The 13,871-nt window shown below is 68.8% G+C and carries 6 protein-coding genes and 1 pseudogene; 3 read left to right on the top strand and 4 right to left on the bottom strand.

Going from position 1 to position 13,871, the window contains the following annotated elements; translation table 11 throughout:
- Nucleotides 1-1,002: 1,002 nt before the first annotated feature.
- From A2U95_RS29185 to A2U95_RS29175, 3 genes and pseudogenes are all read left to right on the top strand, one after another.
- Nucleotides 1,003-1,155 (top strand): annotated as a pseudogene (locus A2U95_RS29185) (carbonic anhydrase); the annotation flags it as partial.
- 101 nt (nt 1,156-1,256) lie between these two features.
- Complete coding sequence (locus A2U95_RS29180; protein WP_206283112.1) at nt 1,257-2,735, top strand: SulP family inorganic anion transporter; 1,479 nt, start codon at nt 1,257-1,259, stop codon at nt 2,733-2,735.
- A gap of 555 nt (nt 2,736-3,290) precedes the next feature.
- Nucleotides 3,291-3,539 (top strand): recombinase family protein, encoded by a 249-nt coding sequence (locus A2U95_RS29175; RefSeq protein WP_166028518.1) that lies wholly within the window; start codon nt 3,291-3,293, stop codon nt 3,537-3,539.
- A gap of 276 nt (nt 3,540-3,815) precedes the next feature.
- Here A2U95_RS29175 and A2U95_RS29170 read toward each other — a convergent pair whose 3' ends face one another.
- The 4 genes from A2U95_RS29170 to A2U95_RS29155 form a co-directional block, all read right to left on the bottom strand.
- Nucleotides 3,816-5,570, bottom strand: a complete 1,755-nt coding sequence (locus A2U95_RS29170) for an Hsp70 family protein (protein ID WP_166028516.1) — start codon at nt 5,568-5,570, stop codon at nt 3,816-3,818.
- On the bottom strand, nt 5,567-6,475 hold the full coding sequence (locus tag A2U95_RS29165; protein WP_166028514.1) for a hypothetical protein: 909 nt from the start codon (nt 6,473-6,475) through the stop codon (nt 5,567-5,569). Before A2U95_RS29165 ends, A2U95_RS29170 begins: the two co-directional genes overlap by 4 nt.
- Before the next feature lie 197 nt (nt 6,476-6,672).
- A complete protein-coding gene (locus A2U95_RS29160; protein WP_166028512.1) occupies nt 6,673-8,412 on the bottom strand; it encodes a hypothetical protein in 1,740 nt (579 codons plus the stop codon).
- A complete protein-coding gene (locus A2U95_RS29155) occupies nt 8,412-13,871 on the bottom strand; it encodes a DEAD/DEAH box helicase (RefSeq protein ID WP_166028510.1) in 5,460 nt (1,819 codons plus the stop codon). Before A2U95_RS29155 ends, A2U95_RS29160 begins: the two co-directional genes overlap by 1 nt.

The following is a 13,871-nucleotide window of genomic DNA, read 5'->3' as shown; positions in this document are numbered from 1 at the left end:
GCCTCACGAGCTCGACGCGCTCCGGACGGCCCACCGACGCCTGACCAGCAGGTCCTGCCCCGGTCACCCGAGAGCCACAGGCGCGCCGTCACCGAGGTGGGGGCACGCGCGTCCTCGGTCCGCCCGCATCCGCGACCGGTCGCGGACGGCCGCCAATCGCCGGACTTCTCCAGCGGGTACATCCACCGCGTCCCGGTCGGGAACTCGTGGACGATCACGTCGATGCGGCAATTCACCCCGAGCGGGAGAGGAATTCCGAACGGAGGCGACGACTCATGCCGATGTGGGCGGCAGTCACGAAAGGAGGCATTTCCGCATCGCACCCCTGCCGAATCGCCGGCTCCCCGAATCACCGACTCCCCGGCACGCAAAAGGAGATCCCGCCGGGAGCCGCCGGGCCGGGGCCGCCGGCGTCCGTCGCGGAACGGCAGCCGCACGGATCGGGTCACGTCTGCGGTCATCACCGGGACCGCCTCGACGGCCCCTTGTGGTCGGCCGTCGGCCGAATACCGTGCGGTGTGGCCGGTAATCACCGAGCCGCTCCCGGCTGCCGGTCGGCCCTCCCCCGACACGGCGCGCATTCACGCCAGCCTTGCCCCGATTTCCGGCCTCTCTCCGCCCGGTAACACGTAGTTAACCTTGGACAAACCTTTGCAGAGTTAACTTATTTTTGACTGTCCGTTGACCAATCGCCGTTGATACAAGAGGTAGTGAGCTGCCTCGAGGTGCGTGTTTCCGAGCCGTGGAGGGGGCCGGGTCCGGAGTCGGCCTTCCCGGAACGGTGCCTCCCGGCATGCCGGTGCCCTGCCGCTTCCCCGTGCCCTCCGCGACCCGACCGGTCGCTCGGGCATCCCCGACGGCGCCACACCGCCGGCGCATTCCTCGACCGCCCACCCGGCACTCCTCAAGGTGTTCCGTCGCTGAGCGACGGAACAGGCCCCCACCCTGTCCTCGCACGTCCGACGCGCCCCCCCACGGTGCGCCAGAAGGAGTCATCACGTCATGCAACCCCTCATCGACAACGCCCGCGGGTCCGGACGCCGCCCCGAGGAGTTCGCTCGTCCCGGCGAAGGGCACTCCTCCCCCGACGTCCCCTCCACCACCTGCTCCGGCTCCCGGGTCGTTCCGGCCCTGCTCGCGGGCGCCCGGCCCGGCGGGTCGCGCGGCCGGTACCACGAGGTCCGCGCCTGCGTCGTGCGCGAACGGCGCGTCGGCTCCGCCGTGTTCCGGTCGTTCCGAAGGGGGACGTGACGGTGCTGTCGACGTTCCCTCACCTGAGGCAGGACTTCCTCGCCTCCGTCGTCGTCTTCCTCGTGGCCGTGCCGCTGTGCGTCGGCGTGGCGGTCGCCTCGGGCGTCCCGGCCGAACTGGGTCTGGTCACCGGCATCGTGGGGGGTTTGGTCACCGGGCTCATGCCGGGCAGCAGCCTCCAGGTGTCGGGGCCGGCCGCGGGCCTGACCGTCATCGTCTTCGAGGCGGTCAGCGAGTTCGGCGTGGGTGCGCTCGGAGTCATCGTGCTCATGGCCGGCCTGCTCCAGCTCGCCATGGGCTGTCTGAGGATCGGCCGCTGGTTCAGGGCGATATCCGTCTCCGTCGTCGAGGGCATGCTCTGCGGCATCGGCCTGGTGATCATCGCCGGGCAGATCTACGCGGCGGCGGGCCTGGACGCCCCGGCGACCGGCCTCGGGAAGATCACGGGCCTGCCGGGGGCGTTCGCCGACGCGGTGAGCGGCACCGGGGAGGCGGTCTCGCTCCTGGTCGGCGCGGGTACCGTCGCGGTCGTCGTGCTGTGGAGGAAGGCGCCCAAGGCGGTCCGGTCCGTGCCCGGTGCCCTCGCGGCAGTGGTCCTGGCCACGGCGGCCACGGCCGCCTTCGAGCTGCCGGTGGCCACCGTGCGGGTGGAGGGGTTGCTCGGCGTCGTCCAGCCGCCCGGGGCCGAGGCGTTCGGTGAACTGGCCGGCCCGGCCGTCTGGGGCACCGTCGTGGCGTTCGCGCTGATCGCCTCGGCGGAAAGCCTGTTCAGCGCGGCGGCGGTGGACCGGCTGCACGACGGTCCGCGCACCCAGTACGACAAGGAGATGGTCGCCCAGGGTGCGGGCAACACGGTCTGCGGTCTGCTCGGCGCGCTGCCGATGACCGCGGTGATCGTGCGCAGTTCCGCCAACGTGGCCGCGGGCGCGAGGACCAAGGCTTCCCGGGTGCTGCACGGCGTGTGGCTGCTGCTGTTCGCCGCGGCGATGCCGTGGGCCCTGGCCCTGATCCCGATCCCCGCCCTGGCCGGCATCCTGGTGCACGCGGGCTGGAAGCTGATCCCGTTCCGCCAGATCGCGTCCCTGTGGCGCGGCCACAGGGGAGAGGCGCTGATCCTCGTGGTGACCGCCGTGTCGATCGTCGTGGTCAACATGTTCGAAGGCGTCCTGATCGGTCTGGGCCTGGCCGTGGCCAAGACCGCCTGGGAGGCGTCACACCTCAGGACAGAGGTCGTCGACAAGGGCGCGGGCCCCGTCCAGGTCCACCTGGCGGGCAACGCGACCTTCCTGCGGCTCCCGAAGATCCTCGACAGCCTGGAGTCCCTCCCCCGGGACCGCCCCGTCGAGCTGGACCTCTCCGGCCTGCACCACCTCGACCACGCCTGCCGGACGGCGCTCGAGCACTGGGCCGAGCGGCACAGCGCGACCGGTACGGAACCCGTGAAGGTCACGGCGGCCGGGAAGGAGACCGCCGCGGACGCCTGACCCGGCCCGGCAGCCGGACGGCACGGATCGCGGGACGGGCCGCGCTCCACCCGCCCCATGCCCTCGTGGAGTGGGGCGCCGTGCCCGCCGTCTCCCGTGAGGGGACCGGCGGGTCCACCGCCCGCGCCCGCGCACCCGCGCGGTCGTCCGGCTGCTCGCCCGGCGAGCACCGGGTCCGCCGAAGGTCCTGCGCGAGCACGGCCCGGCCTTCCTCCTGCCCGGCGGCACCGTCGTTGCCTCCGGATCCGCCCCGCCCGGGGGTGCCGGTGGCTGGCGCCTCCGCTCAGCGCAGCGACGGGATCTCGATCGCCGGGGTGCGGTGGAGTAAGTCCCCATGTCACTCACGGTGATCTGACTTTCTACCGTGGGTGTGAACGTAGTGGCGAGAGCGGATCAGGCCGCGCTGGCGGCGTTGGGCTTCAGCACGGACGAACTGACCAACATGGGCTTGGACCGGGTTCCTGTCGGGGCCCCCGGGGTCTTGGTCGACGCGTACACCGTCGATCGAAGAAGCGCGAGGACCTGGCCACCCTCCGCGCCCACCTGAGGGACATCGTGCGCTGGTGCGGCACGGAAGGGCTGTCGATCCGGCATGTGTGGTTCGAACAGCGGAGCGCGAGCAAGATCCATGTCCGGCGCGACGAATTCGAGAAGGTGAAGGAAGCCGTCTTGGCCGGCCGCTCCCGGACGCTGGCCGTCTGGAAAACCGACCGTCTCGACGGACGCGGCATGGGGGCCGTAGGACAGCTGCACGACGAATGGACCGCCGACGTTCTCGTCTTGTCTCGATCGCGGAAGAGCTAGGTGGGGCGGAAGATCGCCCGAGTCGATGAAACGACCGCCTGACACAGCAATGCGGCGCAGCGCAACGGCGCTGGGAACGGATCCTCTCCACTCCCAGCGCCTGCACGTCGTAGAGTCCGCGGACGCCTCGTCCCGCAAGATCGCCAACCGGTCACGCATGGCGACTGTCGCCTGCGTCTTCAACCCGCCCGATGCAGTCCCCCTGCAACACCGAATGCACACCACGACCGGAACAGCCCAGGGAGTTGTGCGCCCGTCGACAGCCCACGCGAGCGGTCACAACCCTCGTGTGACAGCCCCCTGTGGTTCCCCGTTGACCGTGACTGCCGCGTCAGCCTCGACCACGCGCACGGACACGTCGATCGGCGCGGGTCGGGTGTTCGCCGCTTCGGCTGCCGAGAGATACCGGGCGGTGGAGGAACCGTCGGCGAACGGGCGGATGGTGTGGGCCAGGAGGCGAGTCAGTTCGTCCTCCAGGCCATGTTGCAGCGGGGTTCCATCGGGACCGAACGAATCGATTTCACGCTCGTCAAGCACTGTGCCGGTTGCGACGTGGGTGGCGGTGAAGTGCAGGATGCCGCTCTCGTTGTACCGGAACTTGATCTCAATCTTGTTCCGGCGGATGTCCTGCTCCCGGCTCGGAAGCCTGACCTCGATGTTCGCCAGCGGGAAGGCACGGTCGCTGTCGGCCGTATAGCCGACCTCACCCTCGATGACCGGTACGCGCACGGACGACGCTCCCGGCCTGTCCGGGTAGAAGTTGTCCGACCCCTCGGCCGGGAGCGTGGAGTTCCGCCGGATGATCGCACGGAATCCCTTCTGTCCGCCGGCGCTCACAGCAGTGCCCAGGTCGAAGCTGCTCACCAGGGAGAAGTCACTGTCATCCCCGAGATCCCCGTCCAGGGACGCCGCATAGATCGCCGCGCCCCGGGCTACGGCTGTCATGGGTCGGCACAGGCCGCTGTCGACAATGCGATCGTGCCCCATCAGCTCGCCCAGAGCGTGACGCACCTGGGGGATCTGCGACGTTCCGCCGATCATCAGAACCGAATCGATGTCACCCGGGGCGATGGCCAGATCCTCCAACGCCTGTCGGACCGACCCCAGAGCGCGGGCGATGAGCGGGGTGATCACCTCCGTGTACTCCGCCGCGGTAATTCGCACCTCGCGCTTCGAGACCGACGGCGCGAGGCCGACCGGGAGATCGAAGTAGAGTGCTCCGTCCATCGGCACGGAGGACAGGGCGATCTTCGTCAGCTCGACCGACCGACGCCACCGGCGGCGTTCGGCCTTGGTGAGCTGCTGGGCAGACAGGCCGATCTTCCGCTGGATCAGCTGGGCCAGCACGTTGTCGAATTCCAGGCCTCCCAAGGCGGTGATGCCGCGGGAGGTCTGCTCCTCGAAGAGGCCGTCCTTGTATTCGAGGACCGTGACGTCAATGGTGCCGCCGCCCCAGTCGAAGACGAGGAATTTACCAGGGATCGGGATCTCATGGACGTACGAGATCGCAGCCGCGGTGGGTTCGTTGAGCAGGGCGCGGACCTTGACGCCGCTGAGTACCGCCGCGGCGCGCGTGCGGTAACGGGCGCCGCCCGTCGCGTTGGCGGGGACGGTGACGACCGCGTCGGAGAGGTCCAGCAGCTGGGCGGAGACCCCCTCCTTCATCCGGCTGAAGAGGGACGCGGCCGCGACCGTGCTGTGGAAATTCTCCGAGCCCACCCAAACGTGGTGCTCCTCGAGCTGGGCGGCGACCTCGAGCCCGTCGTCGTCCGTCTCTGCCCCGGAACGGGTACCGAGCATGCGCTTCACGGCGTCGAGGGGCTCGCTGGTGCCGGTCTTCGCCTCCCAGCCGAAACAGAGGGTGCGCTGGAGGTCGCGGACGGACAGCACGGAGGGGAAAAGCTGCTGGAACTCCGCCATCTGCCACTGCGCGGGCACGTTGTCACTGTCGACCGGCAGCACCTCGACGGCGTGCCCGTTCCAACGGGCGACAACCGAGTTACTCGTGCCGAAATCGATTCCGAAGCTCATCGCGTACCCTTCCGATCCCTCTGCCTGTAAGCCCCGGCCCTCAGTGTCTGCTTGAACCCCAGCTCTTGCTGCGCACGGCCGTTTGGCGTACCCCGCTGCGATTCAGCGTCACCGCGCGATCCGTCCGTGCGAGCCGGCTGACCGCCCCCTGCCGTGGACCTTCGAGATGTCCGTCCCTGCTCCGGCTCTTGCTCCCCTGGGCGTTCTGGCAACTCTTCCACCGACTTCACTGCTTCAGAGCCGCCAACGGCGTGAGGCTGCGCGGCCTTCCCCGCCCAAGGCCTTCGAGGCCCTTGGCCTCGATGGGCCTTCTTCCTGGGCGGGGAATCCCCATCGCCCTCCTTGGCCTCGCTGTACTGCTTCTTGTGCGCGTTCGTATGCGCGGCCTTGTGCTTCCGCCCCGGCTCCGCCCTGTCCGCTGCTACCGTCGTCGACGGCTTCTTGGGAGTGGCTCGCAGCCATCCGCGCTCGACAAGCCTCCCGGATTCCCTGTCGACGTAGGCGGGGGTGATGACTTCGAGAACCACCGGCCCTCGCTTCATCACACCAGGCTGTTCTTCCACGATGTTGAACAGCGACTGGTCACCACTGTCGCCGACGATCTGCAGGCCTGCTTTCGCCACCTCGTGGTCCAGGCGGGTCAGTACTGCCTGCATGCTCTTCGCCTCGAGCGCCTGTCGGTGCAGAACGGCCAGTTGGGCCAGGTGCATCTGCCGGGTGCGGATGCCCTCCAGCACGCCCGCACGCACCGCTTCCGAGAACTGGGGAAGCACTCTGCGCATCAACTCGGCCTGAAGGACCGAAACCAGATCGGTCTCGGTCCCCTTGTCCGTCAGGGCAGCGCCGAGTCTCTCCGCGGCCTCCTCCAACCCCTTCTCCACCACGGGCAGGAGTGCCTCGTTCACCGACTTCAGGATCGCCGCGGCATCCAACACCCCAGGTGCGAATTGGGGCATCCGGCTTTCCTCGGCCCGCCAGGGGGCAGCTTCGAGGGCCCGCTGTTCACCCCGATTTCGCACACTTCCATTGTTCGGCCCGCGCCCCCGGTTCTTGGCTCCGTCACGGGGACCGGACCCCTTGCGGCCTCGACCGGCATTATTGCTCACGATGTGCTGCTCTCTGCGTCTTCAAGGGCTGCGACATCATCGGCAGCCGGGGAAAGGCGTTCTGTCGCCTTGGTGATTATTTCTCGCGCCGCCTCGCTCCGAGACCACTCGCGGTCGCTGTCCGTAGGCGGCTCGGTGAGCCTCCGCAAGGGCTCGGGCGGGAGTTCCAGCCGGTGGCTGGAGACAGCGGGGTCCTTCCAGCGGTGCGGGGTGAGCGGGACGGCGAACCAGGACGCCTCCCGCTGCTCCCTGGCCGCTCCTTCGATCATGTCCTTGGCGCGGTTGATCTGGACACGGCCACGGTCGTCGAGCATCCTTCTGAGTTTCCGCCAGGCGTCCTTCCAGTCATCCGCACCGTTTGGCACGCCGAGCACCAGATACGGGTTGAGCGGCGGCAGGTCGCGTTCGGCGCGGGAGCGGCTCTCGAGCACGCTCCGATTCTTCCGCAGTACGGCCAGGGTGGCTTGGCCAAGCTGCTCCGCCACCGCGGGACGGCCTTCGGCGTCTCGCTCGAGGAAAGCGAGGGCCTCCGTGATCCCCGGGCCGGCGCACAAGTAGGCCTGGATGTTCTGGGCCTCCCAGCGCGCAGGCTGCGCGTGGTGCCGAAGCTTCATGGCCACGGTGACAGCGGCCTTCCGCCGCTGTTCCGCCGTCTCGGCGTCCCCCCGAAGCAGGGCATGGTGCATCTGCCGGACGGCTCTGAGCATGATGCGCACGGCGATCCAGCTGTTGAACCTCTTCTCCCGCCGGCTGTGCACGTTGGGATGGATCCGCTCCAGGAGAACCCACAGCCCTTCGTCGGCAACAAGTTCGTCCTGGACCTCTCCGGTCCGCTGCACTTCACGCAGGGCGTCGAGGAGCTTCCGCGTCGGCGGCAGGATGTCGGTCCACTCCTCGGTGATGGCCTTGGCGTCGTTGGCCTGCAACCTCGCCAGGAGGCGCCAGTCCTCTGGCCAGTCAGCGCCGGGTTCTGTTCCCGGCCCTGCCTCTCGGCGCTCCCTCTCCAGGGGCCACGCAAGCAGATCCATTTCTTCGTCGGTGAGGGACTCCGGGTTCAGGCGGGCACGGAAGTAGGCCGCGCGGGAGCTGCCGTCGCGCTCGGGAACGGCGTTGATCCACTCCTCGTCGATGTAGTCGTCCAGCAGCGGCCGAGGAAGTTCCGCCAGCAGTACCCTTTGCCGCGCGGCGGGCAGATTGCCGTCCATCAGTCGGCGGTCATCCTGGTAGATCTGCCACATGCTGCCCGACTCCCCCGGGAGCGCGAGCGGCTTGTCCTCCAGCAGAGCCCGGGCACGCTCGTCAAGCCGGCTGCTGAGGACGTCCAGTCCATGGTCCTGAGCCATGGCCAGCAGCGAGACGCCTCCGACCGGGTCGTCGTGCCGGGAGGCTGCCTCGGCCGCAGCGCGAGCCAGCTTCCGCGCCGTCAGAGCTCCGGCCCCCATCGTCAACACGTCGGGCACTGTGATCTCCGCAAAGGAACGGGCGCGCTCCCACGCCGCCCGGTCTGCGAATCCCTCGGGAACAGGCGGAAGCACAGCCGTGACCGGTTCCGTCTGCTGCTGCGAAGTGACGAGGGCGGGGGTATCGGAGGCTGCTGCGGACGGAGCTGTTCCAGCACCCTGCGCTTGCTCGCGGGCCTGGCGGAGGGCGAGGCGGCGGGCGATCTCGCGCTGCCGCAACTCCTCCCGGTGCACCTCCTCGTCCCGGCCCCCTCCCGGGAGATTTCCTGTGATCATCAGAATTCCTCCGCGAAATTGCGCACCTGCTCGATCACCGCGGCAGGCGTCCGGTCGAGGCTGTAGGAGTCGGCGAAGACAACTTGGGTGGCGAGACCGTTGGAACGGACCTCATGCCGCAGCTTCTGGAGCCGTTCGGTCCCGCACTCCTCGGTGGCGGATTCCAGTGGGTGCTTGACTGCGACCGCGACCGGCTCGCCGGTGAAGTCCGAGGTGAAGAGCGCCACGGGTCCTGCAGCGGTGTCCGCCAGTTCGACAGCGGTGTCCTCGCTCGCCCACGCCTTCAGCAGGACGGCGTGCTCGTCCGAAAGGATCCGCAGTTCCCGGCCGCGCAGGGCGTCGGTGAGGTCGCGTGCGAGTCGCCAGTCGTACAGCGGGTGGAGACGCATGTTGGAGTAGTCGCGCAGGCAGGCGTAGCACGAGCTCCGGCAGTGCAGTGCATGGTGATCCTCCTCCAAGTCCTGTACGTACTGGTCGACAGCCTGAAGGAACTCCTCGATGTGCTGCTCGGAACCGAGGTAGGTACTGAAGCCGGCTCCGTTGTCGAGGCTGTCCGCCAGGTAGGCCATGACGGGAGCAGCCACCGGAGCGTCCGAGCCGTGGATGCCGCTCAGGAGTTCCTCGGGCTGTACGTCGAGGTGTGGTGCGGCAGCACGGCGCAGCAGGGCCGCGAGGGAGTACCAGGCGGCACGCCGACCGTGGTACGCCTCGGGGAAGCCGTCGATCTGCTGCGACTTCGAGATGTCGAAGCGGAGTCCTCTGCTGGTGTCGAGGGCTCCCTTGGCGCCGATGAACAGCATGTCGGTGTGCTGGGTGGCGCCGAGGGCGATCTCCAGGTCCGCCTCCGCCTTCGGATTGTCCACCGCCCGGTACCCGAACCAGGGCGCCGGGCTCTTGGCGAACCGGAAGAGCTTGCCGGCGTTGGTGTTGACAATGTACCGGGAGCCGCTGCCGGTGTGCACGACCATCCAGTCGTCGGCGGAGCGGTGAATCCGTGGGGCGGTCTTCTCGAGGTCCGTGGCGGTCCGTGCGCTGGTGGCGTTGGAGCCGACTTCCTTGTAGCCGTCGTAGTCGCGTGCTTCGGGAGCAGCTCGGAAGCCTGCGGGCTCCCGGAAAGGCACGGCCTTGTAGTACTTGCTCTCCGCGCCGCAGGCCGGGCAGGTTCCGGCGCTTCCGCTCTCAGGGTCGATGACGGCCTCCGGGTCCACGTGGGAGCAGATCCGGCACATGGCGACCAGTTGTTCCGGGCCGAAGGGCTCCTCGGCTGCCTGCACTCCGCGGCCGCTCGGGACCAGGGAGACCACGCCCATCGAGCGGAGCAGGCGGCCGTCCTGGGGCGTCTCGCTGCCCGGCGCGAACTTGCTGAGGGCGACGGCGAGGTCCCGGTTGACGGAGTCGGCCGGCGGCCAGGGGAAGGTCTTCTTCGGGATACTGCGGTAGAGGAGGCGGGATCGAGTGGGGAACCCGAACATGGGCAGAAGCCCCGCCTCCGCCAGGCGCTGGCTGAGGTCGGAGTGTCCGACGGCCTGGGCTGCGACGTCGTCGATCCGATCGAGGAGTTCGTCGACGGTGGCCACCGGGTCGATGGCAGCAATGTTCTCCGGCGTGCCGGCCTGCAAGGCATCGGCGGCGGCCCTGATGCGGTCCGGATGCTCTGCGATCCAGCGGCGGACGAACGGACCGTGTGTCGTCCAGTCCGCGGCGAGACCGAACTGTCCGTGCACATTCGTCGTCATGTCCGGCCCCTTCCTGGGGTCCCCCGGCTGCAGAGGCACGAAGGCTTGGCGCAGGACTTCTCCCAGGAGCACCCGCCGGAAGACGGAGACCATGCCGAGAACGAGATAGGGCGGCGGAGTCGGATCGTTGGTGATGGCTTCCGGCCGGGCGAAGTAGTGCTCGTCGTGGCTGCGTCCGCGGCAGACGGTGAGGGCCACGGCGACCGGGCTGTTCCGTCGGCCCGCACGGCCCACCCGCTGCTGATAGTTGAAACGGGTGGGGGGCATGTTGGCCATGATCACGGTGTTGAGGGGACCGATGTCGACGCCGGCCTCCATGGTCGTGGTCACGGAGAGCAGCTCCAGCCCGTCCGCCTGGGGGACATCGTCGTCGCCGAGGAATACGTCCTGGAAGAGGCTCTGCCGGCGCTGGGCCTCCAGCCGGTCCGTCTGGCCTGTCAGTTCCGCGGTGCGCAGGGGGAAGTCGCCGGTGCGGTGAGCGGCCTTCCAGGCGTAGTAGTCGTCCTCGAGGACACCGTTGTACTGCCGGGGTTCGCCAGGCAGCTCGATCAGGCATTTGGTGCACAGCCCCACACCCGGGTGCAGGTGCGGCCGGTGGCAGGCAGGGCACGTCCAGGTCTTGTTCTCCGCCGGTCGCAGCGCGACCCTCTCCGGCTTGATGACGTACTCGACCACGGCGTCCTTCCAGACGCCGAGCACCCGGTCCTTGACCGTCTCCATGTCGGTGCCCTGGCGGTCGGCGACCTTCTGCCAGAACCGCTTCAAGGGCGCGGGTGGCCTTTGCAGAGCTCCGCGCATCCTGCTGAAGCGGCGCATGAGGCCGAGGATCCGCAGACTGGCACGTGCCACAGCCAGGTCACTGTCCGGGCTGACCTCGGTGGGCGAGCGGTCGTCACGCAGGCAGAGCCAGCCGAGACCGAGCGACTCGAAGTCACGGCCGCCGCCGGAGAAGAGGCTGCCGACGGTTTCCTGGCGGAGACGCGTGCGGAGGCGGTCGAGCAGCTCCTGCTGCGCTTGGGTCTCCACCACGGACTCCCTGTCGCGCTCCCAGTTGTAGAGCACGGTCCAGGGCTGCTCCGCGGAGGTCTGCTGGAGTGAGGCGGCGGGGCCGGCGGGGTTGGTGCCGTGCGTCAGAAGCCTGCCTTCGAGGTCGGTGGCAAGGTCGTCGAGCGACGGCAGTTCGGAGAACTTCCGCTCGAGGTCGGGCAGGAGCTCGGGTTCGGCATCGAGGTCGTCGGTGAGAATCGCCTTCAAGCGTCCCCAGTCGGCCGGATGGCGTTCCCGCATCCGGTTCATAGCAGCCCGGGCCTGATCGCGGTCCACCGGTTGCTTCTCGTAATGGGCCTTCACCAGTTGGAGGTCGCCGAACGGGTCTCCCTGACTCTCGACCGCTTGGGCGCTGAGCAGTCGGAGAAGGTCCTGGTAGTGACGGAGGGCGAGACCACTGGCGAGTTCGGAGGCGTCGTCGCGGCTGTCGGAGAACGCGATCGCCTTCCGCTGGCCCTCGGGGAGGTGGCCAAGGGCTTCGGTCACCAGCACCTGGTTGATCTTGTAGAAGCCGGTACGCATCCTGCGGACGGGTGCGTTGCGCAGCCGGTCGGGCGACTCCAGCGGCACGTAGCGGCCGTCCCGGTCGCGCTTGATCTCCCAGTCGTCGCCGCAGGCGGGGCAACGAGTGGGGAATGCCTGCAAGCGGGCCGGATCGTACGCCGGCTTCTTCCCCTCCTTATCCATGGGCACGGAGATGTGGAACGACCATCCCGTGTGGTGGACGTCGCGGTTCTGCAGACGGCCGGTCCCCGGTTGGTAGGCGCTCCGACGGAAGGCGAACTCGACCTGCGGACCGCCGTCGGACAGGCCCGCGTGCCAGGCGGGGTCGTCCAGACCGAGCCCTTTGGGGCGTGGCCAGTAGACGACGTAGTTCGCCGCGGTGGGCGCGCCGCTGTTCTCGTCCGGCAGCAGGTCCAGATCCGGGAAGTCGGTGTGCAGGGCGCCTGTGAAGGTGCGCTTACTGGTGTCCTGAGGGCTGGCGTAGCCGCCCAGCATGAGGTCACCGCAGGCCTGGCAGGAGAGGAGTTCGAGCACGCGGGCGCCACAGGTGCACCGGGAGGTGGGTTCGGCGAAGATGCGGCCGACTCGGCGTTCGGGTCCGTGCTCCACGGGGATGTCGGGGCACTGGGGGTCGGAGCAGGCCCAGATACCCTCGATGTTCCGGAAGAAGAAGTGGGCTCGGAGTTGCGGAAGCCCGGAGTCCTTTGCGGCTCCGAGTGCCCGCAGAGCGCCATGGAGAGCGTCCCGCCGCTGCTCGGCAGGAACGTCCGGGAAGAGAGTCCTCGCCAGTTCCGTGGCGGGCAGGGCACGGGGCTTTCCGTCGGGAGTGAGCGCGCGGTGAAGCGCGGGACCAAGCCCTGTGTCGCGTCCCAGAGCAGCTGCCTCGTCCCGGGTCATGGCGGCCTTGGCCGCGTCGGTGAGGCGTTCGACGTGCGCGGCCAGGTCACCCCCGCCGGGGACCTCCTTGGCCTTGCCGGGGATGATCACGCGTCGGGACCCGGACAGGGCGAAGAACCCGTCAAGGAACTCGTCGTCCCGCCCGGCCTCCAGTGAGGCCGAGGCGGCCATGACACGAAACTTCTCGGGCATCCTGTCGAGGCCGAGGCGTTGGCGGAGGTTGCGCAGCAAGTAGGACACCTCGGTGCCGGCTGTGCCGCGGTACATGTGAAGCTCGTCGAGGATCAACGTGAAGCGGGCGCCCGGGGTCTCCTCCAGCCACTTCCGGGTGGCGCTGAAGATGTGCTCCTCCTGCTTGCGGAGCAGCATGATGTTCAGCATCGAGTAGTTGGTGACCATGATGTCCGGCGGCGCGGCCTGCATGTCCCAGCGGGCATGCATCTCGGCTCCGCCGAGGCGGGGGATGAAGGACCGCAGTTCCTCGCCGAGCTTCTTGTCGGCCTTCCGCTGCCTGTCCTCGACCTCTCGCAGGTACTGCCGGAGACGGAAGTTCGCCGGTTCGGAGTCCAGGCTGCCGGAGACGGGGGTGGCCCCGGTGTAGCGGCCGAAGTAGAAGCGGTGACCGTTGCGCTTCCTGTCCAGCCACTCGTGGGCCTGGCGGCTGTCGAGGGCTTTCCGGAGCCGGACCAGCTGGTCGTCGGCGAGGGCGTTGGTGGGGTAGAGGATCAGCACGCGCATGGCGGCGGCGTGGCCGTGCTCTCCTCGCCGGCTCGGCACGAAGTCGGCTTCTCCCTTCCACCACTCCGGCTGCACCGCGCGGGTGCCCTTCCAATGGGCGGACTCGGCGACCAGGTCGGCCAGGACCGGCAACAGGAAGGACTCGGTCTTGCCGGAACCGGTGCCGGCGGTGACGACGAAGTCCTTGCCCTGGCAGGCGGCGACCAGGGCGTCGTGCTGGTGCTGGTACAGGCTGGTCACACCGTCGGGGAGCGTGAACCGGGCGAACTCGGCCGCGTCGGGGTGTGCCCCTGCTTCGGCGAAGGATTCGGGGATGCCGATGTCTTGCGAGGCGTACTGGGGCCGCAGTTCGATCAACGGATCGCGCCAGGCGCCGTTGTCCCGGTCCAGAAGATCGCGCCGCTCCTTCATGACGGAGGGGTCGTCGACCCAGAACGGAGTGTCGTAGTAGCGGAAGAGCGCGCTGCGCAGGTCGTCGAAGGTGCCCAGAACGTCTTGGGCGTCGATGTCCGTAATCGCCGCTGTCTGCTGTTCCAT

The organism is Streptomyces chilikensis, assembly GCF_001642695.1.
Classification (GTDB): domain Bacteria; phylum Actinomycetota; class Actinomycetes; order Streptomycetales; family Streptomycetaceae; genus Streptomyces; species Streptomyces chilikensis.
The sequence above is the reverse complement of the archived record's forward strand: the minus strand, read 5'-3'. Positions and strand labels throughout refer to the sequence as shown.

Bases quoted from the DNA above. Each gene is read 5' to 3' on its own strand.
- A2U95_RS29170 (WP_166028516.1), bottom strand. From the start codon at position 5,570: ATGAGCTTCGGAATCGATTTCGGCACGAGTAACTCGGTTGTCGCCCGT.
- A2U95_RS29155 (WP_166028510.1), bottom strand. From the start codon at position 13,871: ATGGAACAGCAGACAGCGGCGATTACGGACATCGACGCCCAAGACGTT.
- A2U95_RS29160 (WP_166028512.1), bottom strand. From the start codon at position 8,412: ATGATCACAGGAAATCTCCCGGGAGGGGGCCGGGACGAGGAGGTGCAC.